Genomic DNA, 20654 nt, shown 5'->3' with positions numbered 1-20654 from the left:
AATTAATTGACTCGGTCAGCGGGTCTTCACGTGCTGTTCGTGGCCGCGGGCCGACGTCGTGGTGCGGTGACCGCTCAGGTGGCGGGCGGTGTTGATGAGGCCGACGAGGCTGAACGCTTGCGGGGTGTTGCCGATCTGGCGGTGCGCGACGGTGTCGTACTCCTCGCTGAGCAGCCCGACGTCATTGCGCAGTGTCAGCAGCCGCTCGAACAGCTCGGTCGCCTCGTCGGTGCGCCCGATGCCGGCCAGCGCGTCGGCCAGCCAGAAGCTGCAGGCCAGGAAGACCCCCTCACCGCCGGGCAGCCCGTCGTCGGCCTTTTGCGGGTGATACCGCAGCACGAACCCGTCGTGACACAGCTCCTCGCGCACGGCTTCGACGGTGCCGATCACCCGCGGGTCGTCCCACGGCAGGAACCCGACCCGGCCGATCAGCAACAGGGAGGCGTCCAGATCGGGCGCGCCGTAGGACTGGGTGAAGGTGTTGCGGTCGGCGTCATAACCGTGGGCACACACGTCGCGGTGGATCTCGTCGCGCAGTGCGCGCCACCGGTCCACCGGCCCGTCGAGTTTGTGGTTGACCACGGTGCGGACCGCGCGATCCACACCGGCCCACGCCATCACCTTGGAATGGACGAACTGTCGACGCGGGCCCCGCATCTCCCACAATGAGCTGTCGGCATCACACCAGTGGCCTTCGAGGTAATCCAGCAGGGCACGCTGCACATCCCAGGCCGTGTCGTCGGCCTCCATGCCGGCCTCGCGGGCCAGGTGCAGCCCGTCGAGGATCTCGCCCCACACGTCGAGCTGGAACTGCGCGGCCGCCGCATTGCCCACCCGCACGGGCCGCGAATTCTCGTAACCGCCAAGCCAATCGAGGTTGAACTCGGGAAGCCGGCGCCGACCGTCGAGGCCGTACATGATCTGGAGGTCGGCCGGGTCGCCGGCGACCGCGCGCACCAGCCATTCCCGCCAGGCCTGCGCCTCCTCGACGAACCCCGTGCCCAGCAGGGCCTGCAGGGTGAACGTCGCGTCGCGCAGCCAGCAGTAGCGGTAATCCCAGTTGCGGGGGCCACCGATCTGTTCGGGCAGTGAGCTGGTGGCCGCCGCGACGATGCCCCCGGTGGGTGCGTAGGTCAGCGCCTTGAGCAACAACAGCGAGCGCTGCACCTCCGACTGCCAGCGGCCGGTGTAGCTGCACCGCGACATCCACTGGGCCCAGTACCGGCCGGTTTTCTCCAGGGCCTCCTCGGCGTCGACCGGATCCGGCCTCGACAGATGCGACAGCTGATACGTCAGGACAAAGGGGATTCGCTGGCCGGCAGCGACCTCGAATTCGGCCACGGTGGCCATCTCCCGGCCGTGCATGCGCACCGGCGTGCGCAGCCACACCGCATCGGGTCCGGCGATCGCGGTCAGGTCTTCGCCCTGTCGTCGCACCCACGGGACGACGTGCCCGTAGTCGAACCGCAGTTTCAGGCTCATCTGCATCGGGACCCGACCACGCACCCCCTCGACGATGCGCACCACGTCAGCCGCGATGCCGCGCGGCGGCATGAAATCGATGAGCCGCACCGTCCCCTCGGCGGTGTCCCAGACGGTTTCGAGCACCAGCGAACTGTCCCGGTAGTGCCGGTGGGTGGCCGCCCCACCCGAGGCCGGTGCCAGCAGCCAATTGCCGGCGTCGGTCTCGTGTTCGCCGTCGTCGACGAGCGCGGCAAAACATGCCGGCGAATCGAACCGGGGCAGGCACAACCAGTCGATCGAGCCGTAACGGCTGACGAGCGCGGCGGTCTGCAGATCACCCAACAGTGCATAGTCTTCGATCGGCGCCATGCTCACCTCCCCGCGGTGAGGTCGATGACGACCTTGACGTCGTCCGGACCGACGTCGAACGCATCTGTGGCGCGCTCCAGGGGTACCCGGCGCGTGATGAGACTCGACAGCCAATCCACGTCGGCCTTGGCCAGCGCGGCAGCGGCCTGCTGGTAATGGCGTAGGTTGGCGTTCACCGAGCCGACGACGGCGTCGTTCTCCAACACGAGTTCGCGGTTCACGTCGCCGGCATCGATGCGCAGCATGCGTCCGACCGGTGACACCCCGGTGAGACACACGATGCCGTAGGACGCGGTGTTGGCGATCGCGCCGAAGACGACCGGGCCGGCGCCGGTGGCTTCGATCACCACATCGGGCTGCAGTTTGCCTGCGACATCGGCGATGTCGTCGTGGTGATAGGTGGCGCCCAGGGCCTTGACGATGCCGGGCTTGGGTCCATCGGTGTGGCGGTCCAGGACGTGGGTTTCCAGGCCCTGCTGGACGGCCAGCATGGCCGCCAGCAGCCCGATCGGTCCGGCGCCGGTGACCAGCACGCTCTTGGGTTCGAACCAGGCGCGCTCACCGACCCGGTGCACCTGCTCCCAGGCCTTGGCGACCACCGTCGTCGGCTCCATCAGCATGCCGACCGGCTCGAGGTGTGAGTCCAGGCGCACGGCGTAATCGGTTTCCACGCACCATTGCTGGCTTCCGTAACCGTCGATCTCCTTGATACCGCGCTCGGTGTAGCGACCGTTGCGGCACATGTCGAATTCGCCGTGTGCGCAGGCCCCGCACGGCTCCGGATCGGGGCGTCGGACCACACCGACCACCAGATCGCCGGTCTGAAATGAGCTGTCCCGCGGTGCGTGCGCCACCCGGCCCAGTGACTCGTGGCCGAGGATCAACCGGTCGCGGTGCGGCGGCGCCCACCCGTACTCGCCGCGGGCGATCTCTTTGTCGGTGCCGCACACACCGAGCGCCAGCCCGTCCACCAGCAGCTCGTCGTGTCCCGGCTTGGGATCGGGAACCTCGCACACCTGCAGTGAATCCGCATGCATGGGCGCAATCGTCAGCGCACGCATCTGTGCCACCACCCCTTCCAGCCGATGGGAAAGATTGTTGTGATGGGTGAATGGTTGCCCTGAAGCAACGAAATTAAACCGCCCTCGGAAATAGTTGCCTTTGAGCAACGATTACCGGCATGATCCACCTATGACGACGGTGACCGGCCGTGACGCCGAGAATGTTTCAGGTGCCCAGATCGACGCGGTGATGCGCGCGTCGCGTGCGTTGGTCGGTATCGCCGCGGCGTCGGTCGCCGAGGTGGACGATCTGGTGACCTTGCCGCAGCTGCGGGTGCTGATGATGATCGCCACCCGCGGGCCGCTGAATCTCGGCGCGGTGGCCGCGGGCCTGGATGCCGGGGCGCCGAACGCCAGCCGGATCTGTGACCGGCTGCTCAAGGCCGGGTTCCTGCACCGTCAGGATGATCCGAACGACCGCCGGTCGGTGACGCTGACGTTGACCACCGAAGGGCGGTCGATCGTCAACCGCGTCAACCGGCACCGGCGCAGTGCGGTGCGGAAAGTGCTGCGCGGCCTGTCGGTCGATGACCGCGAACGGGTGACCGCTGCGCTGGATGCCTTCGCCGAGGCGGCCGGGGAACCGTTCGAGCCCGAGACCCTGACCTTGGTCTAACCGCGGGTGACCTTTTCGGTTTCGCGGCGGCGGGCCTGGGCGCCGGCATCGGGGTTGGCCACCTGCACCAGCGAGGCGCCGACGGTGAACACCGCGAGCAGGTTCGTGACGAGCTCGTCGGGGGTGTCCCAGGAGGCCGAGGACAGCACCCGGTCCTTGTCCGTGAAACCTTGTGCGGCAGCGGCACTCTGGGCCGCACCGAGTACGTCGGCCACTGATCGCCCGGCCAGCGCCGGCCCGGGGGAGCGCTCGGGCACGATCTGATCGCCGTGCACCCGCACCGCCGTCGCATAGTCGGTGACCCCGATCGGTAGATCCTCGGCCGGTTTGCCGAACGGGTCCAGCGACAGCACCGCGACCTCACCGCCGGAGACCGCCTCGTCGGCCTCGTCGAGCCGGTCGGAGGTGCACAGGGCCACGTCAGCGGGATTGTCGGAACCGCCGCCCAGCACCACTTCGGCACCGATCCACCAGATCCCGAACAGCACCGCAGCGGTCTGCCAATGCGCGGGCAACAGCACCGCCACCCGGGTGCCGGGGCCGGCGCCCATCTCGTCGCGCAGCAGGTTGGCGGTCTTGGCGGCCCAGTTGGCCATCGTCACCGTCGACAGCTCGATCCGCTCACCGGTGGCGTCGTCGTAATAGGTGATCCGTGGCCCGGCGGGATCTGACGCCAGCAAGGGATCGAGGACGGCAGCGCTGACTGTGCTCATAACCTCTGGTTGTACTCGAAGCCGGTCAGTTCACGCACTTGGGATCGTCCGAACCCGCGGTGAGGATCGGCGACGGCGGTGGGGGCGGGCTCTGCTCACCGGTGTCGTCGGCGGCGGCCGGATCGACGATGCCGGCGGTCGGCTCCATGCCGTCGGAGCCCGGCCCGGTGTAATCCGCGGCCAGCACCACCCGCACCGCGCCGGCCGGCAGCGAGGAATCCTCGTTGACCGGCAATCCGCCCAGGTCCTTGGAGACCGCCTGTGCACCCAGATCATCGCTCTTGGCGGCCAGTACCTGGCTGGACACCGGGGGCGCACCTTCGTGATTACCGGTGGCGCCGGGGACGAAGCCCTTGTTGGTCAGCACCTGAGACACCGCGGCGGCCAGGCCGTTGATGTCGGTGGCGTTGACCACCTCGACGGTCGTATTTTCCGGTGAGTAGCTGAGCTGTTCGGTCTTGCCCTCGTCCTGGTCCTGCAGCAGGCTCGACACCCAGTCGTGGACCTCGACGGGATCGACCCGGACCACACTCTGCATCCCGTCGTCGCTCCAGCCGTCCTCCCGCAGGATCGGGATGGTGGCGAACGCGACGCTTCCGGCGGCCAGCTTCTGCAACTGCTCGACGAAATCCATGATGTCCCACCCGTCGGAGATCACCACGGACCGCTGCACGGCATCCTGCAGCCGCCCCAGTGTGGCGGGGCTCGACAGGGTCTTGCTGGAGATCACCTCGTGGGCCAGCGATGCCATCACCGACTGCTGGCGGGTCACCCGGTCGAGGTCACCGCGCGGCAGGTCGTGACGTTGCCGAACGAAGCTCAGCGCCTGCGGGCCGTTGAGCTTCTGCCAGCCGGCCGGGAAATCGGCACCCGAGAGGGGTTCGTACACAGCGTCTTTGAGGCAGACGTTGACGCCGCCGAGCGCGTCGGTGATCAGCGCGAAGCCGAGCAGCCCGATCTCGGCGTAATGATCCACCGTGACGCCGGTCAGGGCGGCCACGGTCTGGATCAGTTCCTCACGGGCGGCTTCGGTGGCCTGGGGCTCGGCGACGGCCGGATCTTCCCCCTCGACCTCGACGAGCTGCTTCATCCGGTCGAGCTTGACGTCCCCGAACACGCCGTTGATCTTCATCTTCCCCCAGCCCGGCGCCTCGACATAGGAGTCGCGGGGGATCGAGATGGCGGTGGCGGACTTCCCGTTGTTGGGGATGCGGACCAGGATGATGGTGTCGGTGTTGGTCGAGACGTCGTCACCGGCGCGCAGCGTCTCCAACTCCTCGGCCGACAGCGGATTGCCGTGGGCATCGGTGCGGCTGTCCATCCCGACCAGCAGGATGTCGATGGCACCGTCCTCACCACCGCCGCCGAGGGCCGCGGAGCTGATGTGGTTGATGCCGGATTCGAAGGAGCGGATCTGGGACCAGGCCACCCCGGTTCCGAGCACCACTGCCGACGCTGCGGCGACAGCGACAGTGCGAAGCAGGGGGATCGGCACGTGCCCAGGCTAACCGCGGGCCGGACGTGAGCCGGGTAACGCGGACCGGCGTGCCAGACTCAAACCCATGGCGCAACGGATTGTCATCACCGGGGCCGGCGGTATGGTCGGCAGCGTATTGGCTGATCAGGGACGTCGTCGAGGGCGCGAGGTGCTGGCCTTGACCTCGAAAGAATGTGACATCACCGACCCCGACGCGCTGCGCCGCGTCGTCGAATCCGGCGACGTGGTGATCAACTGTGCGGCATACACCCAGGTGGACGCAGCCGAGGACGATCAGGCGCGGGCCTACGCGGTCAACGCCACCGGTCCGGGCAACATCGCCGCGGCGTGCGCACGGGTCGGCGCCGGTTTGATCCACATCTCCACCGATTACGTGTTCGGTGCCTCAGCAGACCGTCGTACGCCCTACGAGATCGACGAGCAGACCGCACCGGTCAACGTCTACGGGCATTCCAAGCTGGCCGGGGAGCAGGCGGTGCTGACCGCCAAACCCGACGCCCACGTGGTGCGCACGGCATGGGTGTACCGCGGTGGTGACGGGAAGGACTTCGTGGCCACCATGCGCCGGCTGGCGGCCGGCGACGGGACGGTCGAGGTCGTGGCCGATCAGATCGGGTCGCCGACGTACACCAACGACCTGGTGGAGGCATTGCTGCAGATCGTCGACGGCGATGTGCGGCCCGGCGTCCTGCACGCCGTCAACACCGGGCCGGCCAGCCGGTTCGAGCTGGCCCGGGAAACCTTCGCCGCCCTCGGTGCGGATCCGGAGCGGGTGCGACCGGTCGGCAGCGACCGACACCCGCGGCCCGCGCCCCGGCCCGCCTACACGGTCCTGTCCGAACACCGGTCTGCCGAGGCCGGCCTGACCCCGCTGCGCGATTGGCGGGAAGCCTTGTCGGCCGCCGTGGGAAACACAGCGGCTGGAAAAGAGCCAACCTCTGGACCGTTAACCTCTACGCCGTGACTGAGGATGCGGTCCGCCCGCTCGTGGTGGTGACGGTGACGTACTCGCCGGGCCCACACCTTGACCGTTTCCTGGCCTCGCTGTCGCTGGCCACCGACCAACCGGTGAAGGTCATCGTGGTCGACAACGGTTCCACCGACGGCGCACCCGAACGGGCGGAAAAGCGTTATCCCAACGTGCAGCTGCTCCGCACCGGACGCAACCTGGGTTACGGCAGCGCCGTCAACCGTGGCGCCGGGCTGATCTCCGACGGCGACTGCCCGGACTTTTTCGTCGTCGCCAACCCAGATGTGCAGTGGGGCCCCCGATCGATCGAATTGCTGCTCGACGCCGCGCAGCGTTGGCCGCAGGCCGGGGCGCTGGGGCCGTTGGTCCGCGATCCCGACGGTTCGGTCTACCCGTCGGCGCGTCATCAACCCAGCCTGGTCCGTGGCGGTATGCACGCCGTGGTCGGCCCGTTCTGGAAGTCCAACCCGTGGACGGCGGCCTACCGCCAGGACCGCCAAGAGCCCAGTGAACGTCAGGTCGGTTGGCTGTCGGGCTCGTGTCTGCTGATGCGTCGGGCGGCGTTCGACGCTGTGGGCGGGTTCGACGAGCGTTACTTCATGTATATGGAAGATGTCGACCTCGGTGACCGGATCGCCCGCGCCGGCTGGCAGAACGTCTACGTGCCGTCGGCCGAGGTGTTGCACCACAAGGGGCACTCCACCGGACGTGACCCGGCGCGCAACTTGGCCGCCCATCACCGCAGTACCTACACTTTCTTGGCTGATCGCTACCCGGCGCCGTGGCAGGCGCCGTTACGGTGGACAATTCGGGGCGCGCTGGCGGCACGTGCGGGCCTGGTGGTCGGTAGTTCACGACGGAAACAGGCGAAAGGGCGCTGACGTGATCAATCCTGCGGAAGTCGACGCGGTCGTCCTCGTCGGTGGACGAGGTACCAGGCTGCGGCCTTTGACGCTGTCGGCACCCAAGCCGATGCTGCCGACGGCCGGTGTTCCGTTCCTGACCCACCTGTTGGCGCGGATCTCCGTGGCCGGGATCAAGCATGTGGTGATGGGCACCTCGTACAAGGCCGAGGTGTTCGAGGAGGCCTTCGGCGACGGCTCCGAACTGGGGCTCGAGATCGAGTACGTCACCGAGACCGAGGCGCTGGGCACCGGTGGCGCCATCGCCAACGTGGCGGACAAGCTGCGCTACGACACGGCCATGGTGTTCAACGGCGACGTGTTGTCCGCGGCCGATCTCGGCGCAGTGCTGGAGTCACACCACGCCCATCAGGCCGATGTCACGCTGCACCTGGTGCGGGTCAGCGACCCCCGGGCGTTCGGTTGTGTGCCCACCGACGCCGACGGATTTGTCACCGCGTTCCTGGAGAAGACCCAGGACCCGCCGACCGACCAGATCAACGCCGGTTGCTATGTGTTCAACCGCGAGGTGATCGATCAGATCCCCAGGGGCCGAGCCCTTTCGGTGGAGCGCGAGATCTTTCCCGAGGTGCTGTCGCGGGGACTGAAGATGTGCGGCTACGTCGACGCGTCCTACTGGCGGGACATGGGGACCCCGGACGATTTCGTGCGTGGCTCAGCCGATCTGGTGCGCGGCATCGCCCCGTCGCCGGCTCTCGACGGCCAGCGCGGTGAGTCTCTGGTGCACGAAGGGGCAGCGGTTGCCCCCGGCGCCCTGTTGATCGGCGGCACGGTCGTGGGTCGTGGCGCCGAGATCGGTGCCGGCGCCCGGTTGGACGGCGCGGTGATCTTCGACGGCGTGCGCGTCGAGGCCGGCGCGGTGATCGAACGTTCGATCATCGGTTTCGGCGCCCGCATCGGTCCGCGGGCGCTCATCCGCGACGGCGTGATCGGCGATGGTGCCGACATCGGGGCGCGCTGTGAGCTGTTGCGTGGGGCGCGGGTGTGGCCTGGGGTGGCCATTCCCGACGGTGGTATCCGGTATTCGACCGACGTCTGAGTTCTCGGGGTCTCGGCGCGCGAAACTACGCTTTGTGACGATCAATTGGCGGAAATGCGCCAGAAAGCGTCGTCTCGACGTTGATAAAAGTGCGTTTGCCGTGGCTCGAATCCCCTTACGCTGTGATCGGCGAAAGGGAGGGGTTGCGCTCATGGGATCACGTAGCGGACGGAAAGTCAGCAGGCGCACTGCGGTGGCGCCGGTCATGGCGGCGCTGGTGGCCGCAACGGTGTTCGGGGCGACTGCCCCAGAGGCGGGTGCCTGGCCGATCCCGCTGACCGGGGAGGACAACACGTACCTCAAGGCGACCCGCGGGGTGTTTCCCGGCGATGACGACCAGTTGCTGTCGGTGGGTCGGGAGATGTGCCGTCTGCTCTACACCGGGACGCCGTCGTCGGCGGTGATCGACCAGATGGCGGCCCAGTACGGTGCCAGTCCCGATCAGGCCGGGGTGGCGCTGCGGGCTGCCCGCCGGTCGTACTGCACGCAGGCGCCTCGGTAGCCGAATCGCGCCGACACTACGGGTTTTGCGGCGAATCGGCGGACAATGCGCCAGAACCCGTAGTTTGGGCGAGTTGGAGCAGCCCGAAGTCGGTGCCCTCGGGCAGGGCCTGCAGTGGCCACCACCGCAGGTCCAAAGACTCGTCACTGCAGGCGATCTCGGCGTCGGCCGGTGCGCGCACCACGAACTGCAGGTCGAGGTGGCGGGTCGGCACACCCAGCGAGCAGGTCACCGGATGCACGTGCAGTGCGGCCAGCTGGGGATCGATGCTCAGCCCGGTGATGCCGGATTCCTCGGTGGCCTCGCGCAGCGCGGCCGCCCGGACATCGGCATCGGTCTCCTCGCAGTGCCCGCCGAGCTGCAGCCAGCGTCCGAACCGGGGATGCAGGGTCAGCAAGGTCTGCGTTCCGGTGTGGTCCACCACCAGTGCCGAGGCGGTGATGTGGCCGGGCACGCATGAGCGCAGGCAGGCATCGGGCCGGGCAGCCAGAAACGACAGCACGGCGTGGCGCAGCGTGTCCTGGCCCGGATCGGTTGTCTGCCAATGCGTCAGTACGTCGACGGCCGAGGCGTGCAGGCTCTCCGCGCTCACTTTCGCACCAGCAGGCCGTCTGTGGACACCGGCTGCCGCGGCGGCTGGGGATCAGCAGCATGGCCGATCGCGATGGCGCCCAACGGTTCCCAGTCCGCAGGTAGGTCCAGCTCGGCGCGCACCAGGTCGCCGGCGAAGATCGTCGAGCCGATCCAGCAGCTGCCGACCTCGCGTACTGCCAGTGCGACCAGCAGGGCCTGAACCGCCGCCCCCACGGCGACGGTGAACATGGTGTGCTCGGCCTCGGTGCGGGCGGCATCGGGATAGCTGTGTGCACCGTCGGGGACGAGGAACGGGATGACGAGTTCCGGTGCGTCGTAGAGAATCTGACCGCGGCCCAGCCGTCGCTCCACGGACTCCGGATCCCGGCCGTCGCCGGTCAGGTCGGCCCGCCACTTGTCCTTCATGCGGTCGAGCAGGCGAACGCGAGTGGCGCGGTCCTGCACCCAGACGAAGCGCACCGGGCGGGTGTGATGCGGGGCGGGTGCGGTAAGTGCTTCGCCGACAGCAGCTTCGATCAGTGCGGGGTCGACGGGTTCGGCACTGAACGCGCGCACCGAGCGCCGCAGCAGTTGAGCCTGGGTGTGCCCCAGCTGAATTGCCTCGGCCGTGCCCAACCAGAACAGATCCTCTTCGCCCGGGCGCAGCAGCGTGCGTGCGGTCGACCCGTCGTCGGGCAGGTCCAGCCCGCGCACCACGGCGACCGGGATCGCGGTGAGTTTGCCCTTCACCAGGTCGGCCGCGGCGGCGATCTCGTCGGCCACCGCGACCTCGGTGACCATCAGCTCGTTGCCGTGCCGGTCGCGGGCACCCGCGTAACCGTGCAGCGCGGTGAGCCCGCAGGCGCCGATGGCGAAGTCCACTTGGCCGTTGCGCCAGGCCCGGCCCATGGTGTCGGTGATCACGACGGCAACGGTGACGCCGAGCCGCTCACGCAGTCCTTCGCGCAGGGCGGCCGCGCTGCCGTCGGGATCGACCGGAAGCAGCGCCAACTCGGTGGAATCCACGTTGGAACCGTCGACGCCGGCGGCGGCCTGGACCAGTCCGATGGCGTTCTCGGTGATCAGGGTGCGACCCTTGCGGGCCAGCACACGGACCGCCTCGGCGTCGATCAGCTTGCGTCGTAAGGTGTCCCGTTCCTCGGGATCCGACGGCGCCGTGACGATCCGGCCCTCGCACTTGCTGACGATCTTGCTGGTGACCACCAACACGTCGCCGTCGGCCAGCCACGGTGCCGCCCCGGCGAGCGCGGCGGCCAGATCGTCTCCGGGACGGAATTCGGGAAGTCCTGGCACCGGGATGATCTCGACCCGGTCGGCGGATCCGTGTTCGGGGTTCGCCGCGGTGGTCACCAGGCCACACCCGCGAGGTCCAGGCCCGCCCGCACCATCTCGGCGGTGGTCGCCGGATCGGTCATCAGCAGTGGCACCGCGGCCACCTTCACACCGGCGATGTCGGCCTGGTCACCTTCGTGTATCAGCCAACCGTCCAACAGTCCGGTGCCCGAGCGGGCCCCGAAGAACTCGCCCACGCCCTGTGAGGAGGATTGGACGCCGATGATTCGCAGGCACTCATCTGCCATGCCGCGCAAAGGTTTTCCATCGATGATGGGGGAGTAGCCGATGACCGGTGCCGGAGTTGAGCGCAGGGCGGCGCGGATGCCGGGAATCTGCAGGATCGGGCCGATGCTCACGACGGGATTCGACGGTGCCAGCAACACCACGTCGGCCTCGGCAATGGCCGCGGTGACGCCTGGCGCGGCGGTTGCCTGTTCTGCGCCGACGAACGCGAAGCTGTGCGAGGGCACCTGGGCGCGGTAGCGCACCCACCACTCCTGGAAGTGGATCGCTCGTCGGGAATCGTCGTCGGGATCGGTGATCACCACGTGCGTCTCGCTGCGGTCGTCGGTCACCGGCAGCAACCGTGCTCCGGGCGACCAGCGCTTGCACAATGCCTCGGTGACCTGCGACAGGGGGTAGCCGGCGCGCAGCATCTGAGTGCGGACCAGGTGGGTCGCCAAGTCGCGGTCGCCCAGGCCGAACCAATCGGGTTGCACCCCGTAGGCGGCCAGTTCTTCCTTGGCGTGCCAGGTTTCATTGCGGTGACCCCAGCCTCGCTCAGGGTCGATGCCGCCACCGAGGGTGTACATGCAGGTGTCGAGGTCCGGGCAGATCCGGACGCCGTGCATCCAGGCGTCGTCGCCCACGTTCACGATCGCGGTGAGTTCATGCTTGCTGTCGTTCCCGCCGAAAGCCCCGAGGCCCAACAGGTGCTGTACCCCCAGCAAAAAGCGGGCGCCTCCGACGCCGCCGACCAGAACGGTGATCTTCACAACGTCCGACCCTAAGCGCTGAGGGCCTGCGGATGGAAACGACGTCGTCACGGCCAGGACACGCCGATGTCGCGACGCGCCGATTTGACATTACGAGATGGTATGAAATCGCGCCATTCCGCTTGACCCTGGCAGCTAACACGTGTGTAATCACAGTTGTGTCATTTCCCGGTTGGTGACCGATTCCGGTGTCGCGGACCGAGATTCGATCAACTGTTCGAATGGGGTGACCGCACATCGCAATAGTGGGGCTCCACTTAGGATCTACGAGACCGAGTGAGGAGGCGGGGGAAAATGTCTTATGAGAGCGGCGATTTCGATCATGTGGTCCGGTTTGACGGCCGGCTGCTCGGCTCGGTGGACAACGCACCGCACATCAACACCGGAACGACACCGTTGGAGACGACCGGACGTCCCCAGCTGAGTCTGGTTCCCGAACACATTGATGTTGATCCGGAAGTCGAAGACGACCAATGGCAGGAACGTGCGCTCTGCGCACAGACCGACCCGGAGGCGTTCTTCCCGGAGAAGGGCGGGTCTACCCGCGAGGCCAAGCGCATCTGCCAGGGCTGTGAAGTCAAGGATGCGTGCTTGGAGTACGCGCTCGCGCACGATGAGCGCTTCGGTATCTGGGGAGGGCTGTCCGAACGGGAGCGTCGCCGCCTCAAACGCGGCATCATCTGAGGCTCTCGGCAGGGCGCTGAACGTGGGCGCCCGACGTCAGTCGTCGTCGATCGTTGGGTCGATGACTGACGGTTCAACTCCCAGATAGGTGGCCACCTGGGCCACCAGGATTTCATGCAGCAAATCAGCAAGCTCATCGGATCCTTTGACCCGGCGCTCGATGGGCTTGCGGAACAACACAATTCGAGCCCGGGTCGCATTTCCTCTGACGTCGACGCCTGCCGGTATCAGCCGCGCCAGCGCGATCGGGCCATCTGCGATGACCTCGGGCGGCCACTGCACACTGTCGGGATCCTTCGGGGACATCCGGGGAATCTCGTCCACCGCGACGTCGAGATCTTTCAGCCGCGACGCCCATCGGCGTTCGATCGGCTCATAGGCTTCCAGGACCGCCATGTCGAACCGCTCGGCACGGCTGCGCCACCCCGGAACCGAACGCGGGAGCAGCGGCCCGCGGATATCGCGACCGCGCCGCGACCGCCATGGGTTTCGCTGGACCACGGCGATGATCGTAACGGTTCGGGATCGGGGCACCGACGGCTGAGCGTGTCCGGCAGCGCACAGCGATCGTCCACAGTAATCTCTGGTGCGTGAATGTTCCCCGTCGCTGCTGCCGGCCCGGGTGCCCGCACTATGCCGTGGCGACGCTGACTTTTGTCTACTCCGACTCCACGGCTGTGGTCGGACCCTTGGCCACGGTTTCCGAGCCCCACTCCTGGGATCTGTGCGTCGGCCACGCCGGGCGCATCACCGCGCCCCGTGGTTGGGAGCTGGTTCGTCACGCCGGGCCGCTGCCCACCAATCCCGATGAAGACGACCTGGTGGCCCTGGCCGACGCGGTCCGGGAGGGTCAGGCCGGTGCCGTGCCGCGTGGCGGAGTGGTCGCCGGATTCTCCGATCCCGCCACCGGTGTGGGCGCCGGCGCGGTGATCGCGCCGCAGGCCCGTCCTTCTGAGACCAACGGGCGTCGTCGTGGTCATCTGCGGGTGCTGCCGGACCCCGACAACTAGCCCGGACTCGCCACGGACTAGCACTGACTAGCCCTGATCAGACAACAGCCGGGCCACGAGTAGTGAACGTGTCGAAGCCACCCGACAGTTAGGCTGGCGCCAACGATCCCGTTTCACAAGGAGCTATATGTCTAGGCCAGCGGCGGCTGTTCACGATGTCATCAAGGCCTATGACGTCCGTGGATTGGTCGGTACGCAGATCGACGAGTCGTTCGTGGCCGAGGTCGGTGGCGCGTTCGCCCGCCTGGTCCGGGCCGAGGGTGCCACCCAGGCCGTGATCGGCTACGACATGCGGGAGAGCTCACCGACGTTGGCGGCCGCGTTCGCCGACGGTGTGACGGCTCAGGGCCTCGACGTGGTCCGGATCGGTCTGGCCTCCACCGATCAGCTGTATTTCGCCTCGGGTCTGTTGGACTGCCCGGGGGCGATGTTCACCGCGAGCCACAATCCGGCGGCCTACAACGGCATCAAGTTGTGTCGCGCCGGAGCCAAGCCGGTCGGCAAGGACACCGGTCTGGCCGTGATCGCCGATGAGGTGATCGCCGGCGTGCCGGCGTTCGACGGCCCGCCCGGGTCGATTTCCGACCGCGATGTGCTGGCCGACTACGGCGCCTTCCTCCGGTCCCTGGTCGACCTCAGCGCGCTGCGTCCACTGCGGATCGCAGTGGACGCGGGCAACGGCATGGCCGGGCACACCACGCCCGCGGTTCTCGGTCCGATCCCCGACGTCACGGTGCTTCCGCTGTTCTTCGAACTCGACGGCACCTTCCCCAATCACGAAGCCAACCCGCTGGATCCGGCCAACCTGGTCGACCTGCAGGCACATGTGCTGGCCACCGGCGCCGATATCGGCCTGGCCTTCGACGGTGACGCCGACCGGTGCTTCGTCGTCGACGAACTCGGTCGCCCGGTGTCTCCGTCGGCGGTGACCGCCCTGGTGGCCGCCCGGGAACTCAACCGGGAGATCGGTGCCACCGTCATCCACAACCTGATCACCTCGCGCGCGGTACCCGAGTTGGTGACCGAGCGCGGCGGAACCCCGGTGCGCTCGCGGGTCGGGCATTCCTATATCAAGGCCCTGATGGCCGAGACCGGAGCCATCTTCGGTGGCGAGCACTCGGCGCACTACTACTTCCGTGACTTCTGGGGCGCCGATTCCGGCATGCTCGCCGCGCTGAACGTGCTCGCCGCACTGGGTGAGCAGGATCGGCCACTCTCGGAGATCATGGCGGACTATCAGCGGTACGAGGCGTCCGGCGAGATCAACTTCACCGTCAGCGATGCACCGGAATGCGTGGACGCGGTACTGAAATCGTTCGGCAGTTCGATCCAGTCCATCGACCACCTCGACGGCGTCACCGTCGATCTCGGCGGCGGCTGCTGGTTCAACCTGCGTAGCTCCAATACCGAACCGCTACTACGCCTGAACGTGGAAGCGCGCACCGCCGAGGATGTCGCCGCGCTCGTCGACAGGGTTTCGGCGCAGATCCGTGGGGTGAGCGAGCCGGTGCCGTGAACGCCGTGGACGCCACGGTCGACCTGGACGACGGAGACGGACTTCTCGCCGCCGATCGCAACGGTCTGCTCCGGGCCGCGGCCATGGCGGGAGCCCAGGTGCGGTCCACCGCCGCAGCCTTGGCCGAAGGGGTCCTCGATCCTCTGCGCGCCGATCACCCACCGCGCACAGTGATTTGGGTGGCCGGCCGCGGGACCGCCGAGTCCGCGGGTGCCATGTTGGCCGCCGTACTCGGCGGGTCGGCCGCGGCGCCCATCGTGGTGGCCGCCGAGACCCCGCCGTGGCTCGGCGCGCTGGACGTGGTGATCGTCGCTGGTGACGATCCGGGTGATCCGGCGCTCGTGAACGCGGCCGCCACCGGTGTGCGCCGCGGTGCGCGTGTGTTGATCGTGGCACCACACGAGGGGCCGCTGCGTGACGTCGCGGCCGGGCGCGCGGCGGTCCTGGCCCCGCGGCTGTGGGTGCCCGACGACTTCGGGCTGATCCGATACCTGGCCGCCGGCCTGGCCGCGATGCACGTGGTGGATCCGGCGCGGCGGTTCGATCTGGCCGCACTGGCCGACGAACTGGACGCCGAAGCGCTGGCCAACAGCGCCGGACGCGACCTGTTCACCAATCCGGCCAAGACTCTGGCCGAACGGATGTCGGATCGCGCCGTGGTACTGGCGGGGGACAATCCGGCCACGCTGGCGTTGGCTCGGCACGGCGCGGCGGTGATGTTGCGCCTGGCCGGGGAGGTCGTGGCCGCTGCCGGACTGAGCGATGCGCTCGCCGCGGTCGCCGGTGGGGCGGTCGGAGCACCCGCCGCCGACTCCCTGTTCCACGACGAACAGATCGACGGGCCACTGCCGCGTCGCACCCGTACGTTCGCCTTGATCACCGATACCGAACGGCAGTCGGTGGGGGCCCGGGTCGGCGGCTTCGACGACATCGTGATGATCGGTGCCGAAGATGTGCCGGAACCGGCCGGGACCACCCCGCCGTCCGCCGGGCGCCCAGAACAACAACTCGCGATTCTGGCCCTCCGTCTGGAGATGACGGCCGTATATTTGAAACTGGTTCGAGGATAAGCAAGTGCACCTGCTACGCGGAGTGGTGCGGACCTATGCCTGGGGTTCGCGTACGGCCATTGCGGAATTCACCGGAAGGCCCAGCCCCACCATTCATCCAGAGGCTGAACTGTGGTTCGGCGCGCACCCGGCCGACCCCGCGTGGCTGCAGACCGAGCACGGTGAGGTCTCGCTGCTGCAGGCGGTCCACGACGACCCTGAGGCGCAGCTGGGTGGCGAGGCGATCGGCAGATTCGGTGACGCACTGCCGTTCTTGGTGAAGGTGCTCGCCGCGGACGAACCGCTGTCCCTGCAGGCGCATCCCAGCGCTGCGCAGGCCCGGGAAGGTTTCGACCGTGAAGATCGGCTCGAGATCCCGGTGAACTCGCCGGTGAGAAACTATCGCGACCGCAGTCACAAGCCCGAATTGCTGGTTGCGCTAGGACAATTCGATGCCCTCGCCGGCTTCCGCCCGGTCGATCACACGGTCGAGCTGATGCGCGCGCTCGCGGTCTCGGATCTCGACCCGTTCATCAACCTGCTCTCCGATCAGTCCGACGCCGACGGCCTGCGGGCGCTGTTCACCACCTGGATCACCGCGCCGCAGCCTGACCTCGACGTCCTGGTACCCGCTGTTCTCGACGGAGCCGTCCACTACATCCGTTCTGGGGAAAAGAAATTCGTCGCCGAGGTGAAGACGCTGCTGGAACTCGGTGAGCGTTACCCAGGTGATGCCGGGGTGCTGGCCTCTCTGCTGCTCAACCGCATCAGTTTGCAGCCGGGCGAGGGTGTCTACCTTCCGGCCGGAAACCTGCACGCCTACTTGCACGGGGTCGGCGTCGAGGTGATGGCCAACTCCGACAACGTGCTGCGTGGTGGGCTGACCCCCAAGCACGTGGACGTGCCCGAACTGCTGCGCGTGCTCGATTTCGCCCCGACCCCCGAGGATCGGCTGTTTTCCGAAACCGTCACGGACGGAACGGAAACCGTTTATCAGACGCCCGCGCAGGAGTTCGCGGTGTCGGTGGTGTCCATCGACGGCGAGCGCGTCGGCGACGAGATCGACGTGCATTCCCGTCACAACGGCCCGCAGTTGCTGCTGTGCACCGAAGGGGCCGCGGTGGTCTATGCCGACGACGACAAACTGACCTTGGAGCGCGGCGCGGCGGCCTGGGTGGCGGCCGCCGACGGCCCGATCCGGCTCACCGCGGGCGAGCCGACGAAACTGTTCCGGGTGACCGTCGGCATCTAGTCCGTCACCGCGAGGCGGTGACGGACTCCGCTGGCTCGTTGCGGCGCTGACGTCGTTCGGCCAGCCACGCCTTGACGTTGTGACGGATCGCTCGTGCGACGATCCGCGGCGGCGGGGTCAGCCACAGGCTGTCGAGCATGCAGCGGCGCAGAAACCACTCGGCCAGTACAGGATCGGTTTCGGCCGCCCCGAGGAACTGGTCGAAGAGTCCGAACATCGGGCCGTGCCAGAACGCGCGATCGCCCTCCGCCCCGTGCGCCACCTGATCGGCCACCGAGTTCATCGTCCACACCGGGTACGTGGTCTTCGCCGTGCGTCGGGCAAGCCGCGGGATCAGGTCATGAGTGCCCTCGGCCAGCACCTCACGCAGGTTGGTTGCCTGCACGGTCGACATGGTCACGCCCTGGCCGTACGTCGGGTTCAGGCTGACCACCGCATCGCCGAACGGGAAGATCCCGTCCGGGAACCGGCTCATCTTGTCGTAGCGACGCCACTTGCTGACCGGGTAGCGATGAAAGTTCATCCCGCCCACCGGTTCACCGGCCTGCAGCGCGGCGGCCAGGCGCGGTGGCAGGGCGACGCCGCCCAGCGCCTTGATACCGGCGAAGTCCGCCGGTGGTTCGGCCTTGGCGACGCCGAACGCGGTGACGGTCCAGATACCGTCCTCGTGGAACAGCATGCCCATGCCCAGCCCGCTGTCGTGCGCCGCGCTGACCACCACCAGCTTCTCGCTGATCAACTCCGCCGGGATACGGACGCGCTGCGACGCATAGGTGACACCGACCTTGATCGTGTCCTCACGCGGCCGATCGAAGCCCCACTGCTCCAGCCACACCGGCAGGCGGCTGCCGCGGCCGGAGGCGTCGACCACCAGATCGGCACTCACCAGTTCGCCGTCGTCGAGCACCACGCCGCTCACCCGCCCGGCGGTCGGGTCGTACTGCGGCTCGCTCACCCCGCGATGCAGGATCTGCACATTGGGCAGGGCCAGCACCCGTCGACGGATCTGCCATTCGAGCTGTCCGCGACTGGGCACATACGAGGTGAAGTTGGACTCCGGGGTCTGCCCGGTGCCCAGCAGGTGGCCGCCGGCCTCGAAATGGATCGACGCGGGCTTGTTTTCGACCACCGGAACGTTGGCGGCCCTCATGTCGTCGAGTAACCCCTCGAAGAGGGATTCCAGCTCCTCGGCTCCGCGGGCCATCAACAGGTGCACATGCTGGCCCTGAGGTACCGCGCTGCGGTTGACCGGTTTATCGGGGAGCTCATCGCGCTCGTACAGGGTGACGCGGTCGAAATGGTCGGCAAGGACCCGGGCTGCACACAGCCCGGCAATGCTGCCGCCGATGACCACGACATGGTCGTGGGAATGTGGGGGAGTCGCGCTCATCGCACGCCACGGTAATGGGAATATGGCGGGAACCGGGCCACAATGAGAGGCAACACCACATATGTCTGCCGTTCGGCGAACAAAATCTGTCGAGCAATCGATTGCTGACACTGACGAACCCTCGACGCGACTGCGTAAGAATCTCACGTGGTGGGATCTGACGGTCTTCGGCGTATCGGTCGTCATCGGCGCGGGGATCTTCACCATCACCGCATCTACAGCGGGTAATTTGACCGGCCCGGCGATCTCGATCGCGTTCGTGATCGCGGCGGTGGCATGTGGGCTGGCGGCCTTGTGCTACGCCGAGTTCGCCTCGACCGTGCCGGTTGCTGGCAGCGCGTACACATTTTCCTATGCGACATTCGGTGAATTCGTGGCATGGATCATCGGTTGGGATTTGATCTTGGAATTCGCCGTCGCGGCCGCGGTGGTGGCCAAGGGGTGGTCCAGCTACCTCGGGACGGTGTTCGGTTTCGGCGGCGGAACGGCCGATGTGGGCGGCGTCGCGGTCGACTGGGGCGCGCTGCTGATCATCGTGTTCGTGACCGTCTTGCTGGTGCTGGGCACCAAGGTGTCGGCGCACTTCAGCCTGGCCATCACGATCATCAAGGTGTCGGTCGTGCTGCTCGTGGTGGTCGTCGGTGCGTTCTACATCAAGGCCGCCAACTACACGCCGTTCATACCGCCGAACGAGGCGGGCGAGGGCGCCGGCGGGGCCGACCAATCCCTGTTCTCGCTGCTGACCGGCGCCGCAGGCAGCCACTACGGCTGGTATGGCGTGCTGGCCGGTGCGTCGATCGTGTTCTTTGCGTTCATCGGGTTCGACGTCGTCGCCACCACCGCCGAGGAGACCCGCGATCCGCAGCGAGACGTGCCCCGCGGCATCCTCGCCTCCCTCGGCATCGTCACGGTGCTCTACGTCGCGGTGTCGGTGGTGCTCTCGGGCATGGTGTCCTACACCGTGCTGCGTGATGCCCCGGACGGGCACGCCAACCTGGCCACCGCATTCGCCGCCAACGGTGTGCACTGGGCGGCGAAGGTGATCTCGATCGGCGCGCTGGCCGGCCTGACCACGGTGGTGATCGTGCTGATGCTGGGGCAGACGCGCGTGTTGTTCGCGATGTCGCGCGACGGCCTGCTGCCGCGGCAACTCGCGGTCACCGGCAGCCGGGGCACGCCCGTCCGGATCACCGTGATCGTGGGTGTGCTGGTGGCGATCGCAGCGTCGGTGTTCCCGATGGGCCGGCTGGAGGAAATGGTCAACATCGGCACCCTGTTCGCCTTCGTCCTGGTCTCGGCAGGCGTGATCGTGCTGCGCCGGACCCGGCCCGACCTGCGGCGCGGGTTCCGGGTGCCCTGGGTGCCGGTGTTGCCCATCGCGGCGATCCTGGCCTGCCTGTGGCTGATGCTGAACCTGACCGGGTTGACCTGGATTCGGTTCCTGATCTGGATGGCCATCGGCGTGGTGGTGTACGCGCTCTACGGCCGCCGGAATTCCGTGCTGGCCAATCGCGAGGTCGCCACGGTCTGAGGCTCGCCGAGCGCCGCCATCGCTGAGATTGCGTTCAGGGACAGATTTCGGCCTGGTCCTGTCCCTGGCTTCAATCTCGGTGTTCGTTCGTCCACCACGCGGTCCGATGGTGTCGCGCGCTCCGTCGACTTTACAAAACATCT

20 protein-coding genes are annotated in these 20654 nt (G+C 67.6%); 11 read left to right on the top strand and 9 right to left on the bottom strand.

Annotation, left to right across the window (positions count from 1 at the left end):
* Positions 1-15 precede the first annotated feature (15 nt).
* Positions 16-1833 (bottom strand): glycoside hydrolase family 15 protein, encoded by a 1818-nt coding sequence (locus A5699_RS16240; protein WP_067770989.1) that lies wholly within the window; start codon positions 1831-1833, stop codon positions 16-18.
* Positions 1834-1835: 2 nt separating this feature from the next.
* Positions 1836-2894 carry a glucose 1-dehydrogenase gene (locus A5699_RS16235; protein WP_067771015.1) on the bottom strand — a complete coding sequence of 353 codons (1059 nt, stop codon included), beginning with the start codon at positions 2892-2894 and terminating at the stop codon, positions 1836-1838.
* Positions 2895-3024: 130 nt separating this feature from the next.
* On the opposite strand from A5699_RS16235, the gene A5699_RS16230 reads away from it, so the two are divergent.
* Complete coding sequence (locus A5699_RS16230) at positions 3025-3510, top strand: MarR family winged helix-turn-helix transcriptional regulator (RefSeq protein ID WP_067770987.1); 486 nt, start codon at positions 3025-3027, stop codon at positions 3508-3510.
* On the opposite strand, the gene A5699_RS16225 is transcribed toward A5699_RS16230, so the two are convergent.
* Both A5699_RS16225 and A5699_RS16220 read right to left on the bottom strand, forming a co-directional pair.
* Complete coding sequence (locus A5699_RS16225) at positions 3507-4223, bottom strand: TIGR03089 family protein (RefSeq protein ID WP_067770985.1); 717 nt, start codon at positions 4221-4223, stop codon at positions 3507-3509. The two genes, A5699_RS16230 and A5699_RS16225, sit on opposite strands and share 4 nt — an antisense overlap.
* Before the next feature lie 25 nt (positions 4224-4248).
* Positions 4249-5718: an LCP family protein gene (locus A5699_RS16220; protein ID WP_067770983.1), complete on the bottom strand. Its 1470-nt coding sequence runs from the start codon at positions 5716-5718 to the stop codon at positions 4249-4251.
* Positions 5719-5785: 67 nt separating this feature from the next.
* Between A5699_RS16220 and rfbD the strand changes: the two genes are divergently transcribed.
* The 4 genes from rfbD to A5699_RS16200 all read left to right on the top strand — a co-directional run bounded on the left by rfbD (position 5786) and on the right by A5699_RS16200 (position 9155).
* Positions 5786-6685: a dTDP-4-dehydrorhamnose reductase gene (gene rfbD, locus A5699_RS16215; protein WP_067770982.1), complete on the top strand. Its 900-nt coding sequence runs from the start codon at positions 5786-5788 to the stop codon at positions 6683-6685.
* Positions 6682-7572, top strand: coding sequence for a glycosyltransferase family 2 protein (locus A5699_RS16210; RefSeq protein WP_067770979.1), 891 nt, complete (start codon positions 6682-6684; stop codon positions 7570-7572). Before rfbD ends, A5699_RS16210 begins: the two co-directional genes overlap by 4 nt.
* A gap of 1 nt (position 7573) precedes the next feature.
* Entirely contained in the window at positions 7574-8653 is a 1080-nt protein-coding gene (locus A5699_RS16205; protein ID WP_067770977.1) for a sugar phosphate nucleotidyltransferase, read from the top strand.
* Between the two features lie 151 nt (positions 8654-8804).
* The gene (locus tag A5699_RS16200) at positions 8805-9155 is read left to right on the top strand and encodes a DUF732 domain-containing protein (protein WP_067770975.1); all 351 of its coding nucleotides are present in this window, start codon (positions 8805-8807) and stop codon (positions 9153-9155) included.
* A gap of 16 nt (positions 9156-9171) precedes the next feature.
* On the opposite strand, the gene A5699_RS16195 is transcribed toward A5699_RS16200, so the two are convergent.
* Genes A5699_RS16195 through cofD form a run of 3 tightly spaced genes read right to left on the bottom strand, consistent with a single transcriptional unit; the run spans position 9172 to position 12079 of the window.
* Positions 9172-9747, bottom strand: a complete 576-nt coding sequence (locus A5699_RS16195; protein ID WP_067770973.1) for an NUDIX hydrolase — start codon at positions 9745-9747, stop codon at positions 9172-9174.
* Positions 9744-11099, bottom strand: a complete 1356-nt coding sequence (locus tag A5699_RS16190; RefSeq protein WP_067770971.1) for a coenzyme F420-0:L-glutamate ligase — start codon at positions 11097-11099, stop codon at positions 9744-9746. Before A5699_RS16190 ends, A5699_RS16195 begins: the two co-directional genes overlap by 4 nt.
* Positions 11096-12079: a 2-phospho-L-lactate transferase gene (cofD, locus tag A5699_RS16185; protein ID WP_067770969.1), complete on the bottom strand. Its 984-nt coding sequence runs from the start codon at positions 12077-12079 to the stop codon at positions 11096-11098. The genes A5699_RS16190 and cofD overlap by 4 nt, the downstream gene beginning before the upstream one ends.
* A 294-nt stretch (positions 12080-12373) precedes the next feature.
* Here cofD and A5699_RS16180 point away from each other — a divergent pair, with 294 nt between their 5' ends.
* Positions 12374-12763, top strand: a complete 390-nt coding sequence (locus A5699_RS16180; RefSeq protein WP_067770968.1) for a WhiB family transcriptional regulator — start codon at positions 12374-12376, stop codon at positions 12761-12763.
* 36 nt (positions 12764-12799) lie between these two features.
* On the opposite strand, the gene A5699_RS16175 is transcribed toward A5699_RS16180, so the two are convergent.
* On the bottom strand, positions 12800-13222 hold the full coding sequence (locus tag A5699_RS16175; RefSeq protein WP_067771013.1) for a metallopeptidase family protein: 423 nt from the start codon (positions 13220-13222) through the stop codon (positions 12800-12802).
* Between the two features lie 131 nt (positions 13223-13353).
* Here A5699_RS16175 and A5699_RS16170 point away from each other — a divergent pair, with 131 nt between their 5' ends.
* The 4 genes from A5699_RS16170 (at position 13354) to manA (ending at position 17590) form a co-directional block, all read left to right on the top strand.
* The gene (locus A5699_RS16170) at positions 13354-13773 is read left to right on the top strand and encodes a DUF3499 domain-containing protein (protein WP_067770966.1); all 420 of its coding nucleotides are present in this window, start codon (positions 13354-13356) and stop codon (positions 13771-13773) included.
* A 127-nt stretch (positions 13774-13900) separates the two neighbouring features.
* Complete coding sequence (locus tag A5699_RS16165) at positions 13901-15289, top strand: phosphomannomutase/phosphoglucomutase (protein WP_067770964.1); 1389 nt, start codon at positions 13901-13903, stop codon at positions 15287-15289.
* Complete coding sequence (locus A5699_RS16160; RefSeq protein ID WP_067770961.1) at positions 15286-16359, top strand: TobH protein; 1074 nt, start codon at positions 15286-15288, stop codon at positions 16357-16359. Before A5699_RS16165 ends, A5699_RS16160 begins: the two co-directional genes overlap by 4 nt.
* A 4-nt stretch (positions 16360-16363) precedes the next feature.
* A complete protein-coding gene (gene manA, locus A5699_RS16155; protein WP_067770960.1) occupies positions 16364-17590 on the top strand; it encodes a mannose-6-phosphate isomerase, class I in 1227 nt (408 codons plus the stop codon).
* A gap of 4 nt (positions 17591-17594) precedes the next feature.
* On the opposite strand, the gene A5699_RS16150 is transcribed toward manA, so the two are convergent.
* Positions 17595-18980 (bottom strand): NAD(P)/FAD-dependent oxidoreductase, encoded by a 1386-nt coding sequence (locus tag A5699_RS16150; protein ID WP_067770958.1) that lies wholly within the window; start codon positions 18978-18980, stop codon positions 17595-17597.
* Positions 18981-19041: 61 nt separating this feature from the next.
* Between A5699_RS16150 and A5699_RS16145 the strand changes: the two genes are divergently transcribed.
* Entirely contained in the window at positions 19042-20511 is a 1470-nt protein-coding gene (locus tag A5699_RS16145; protein ID WP_067770957.1) for an amino acid permease, read from the top strand.
* Positions 20512-20654 lie beyond the last annotated feature (143 nt).

Source organism: Mycobacterium sp. E802 (assembly GCF_001666875.1).
GTDB lineage: Bacteria > Actinomycetota > Actinomycetes > Mycobacteriales > Mycobacteriaceae > Mycobacterium.
Note: the sequence above shows the minus strand (reverse complement) of the source record. Positions and strands in the feature narration are given on the sequence as shown.

Bases quoted from the DNA above. Each gene is read 5' to 3' on its own strand.
- A5699_RS16240 (WP_067770989.1), bottom strand. From the start codon at position 1,833: ATGGCGCCGATCGAAGACTATGCACTGTTGGGTGATCTGCAGACCGCC.
- A5699_RS16235 (WP_067771015.1), bottom strand. From the start codon at position 2,894: ATGCGTGCGCTGACGATTGCGCCCATGCATGCGGATTCACTGCAGGTG.
- A5699_RS16230 (WP_067770987.1), top strand. From the start codon at position 3,025: ATGACGACGGTGACCGGCCGTGACGCCGAGAATGTTTCAGGTGCCCAG.
- A5699_RS16225 (WP_067770985.1), bottom strand. From the start codon at position 4,223: ATGAGCACAGTCAGCGCTGCCGTCCTCGATCCCTTGCTGGCGTCAGAT.
- rfbD (WP_067770982.1), top strand. From the start codon at position 5,786: ATGGCGCAACGGATTGTCATCACCGGGGCCGGCGGTATGGTCGGCAGC.
- A5699_RS16200 (WP_067770975.1), top strand. From the start codon at position 8,805: ATGGGATCACGTAGCGGACGGAAAGTCAGCAGGCGCACTGCGGTGGCG.
- A5699_RS16180 (WP_067770968.1), top strand. From the start codon at position 12,374: ATGTCTTATGAGAGCGGCGATTTCGATCATGTGGTCCGGTTTGACGGC.
- A5699_RS16165 (WP_067770964.1), top strand. From the start codon at position 13,901: ATGTCTAGGCCAGCGGCGGCTGTTCACGATGTCATCAAGGCCTATGAC.
- A5699_RS16150 (WP_067770958.1), bottom strand. From the start codon at position 18,980: ATGAGCGCGACTCCCCCACATTCCCACGACCATGTCGTGGTCATCGGC.
- A5699_RS16145 (WP_067770957.1), top strand. From the start codon at position 19,042: ATGTCTGCCGTTCGGCGAACAAAATCTGTCGAGCAATCGATTGCTGAC.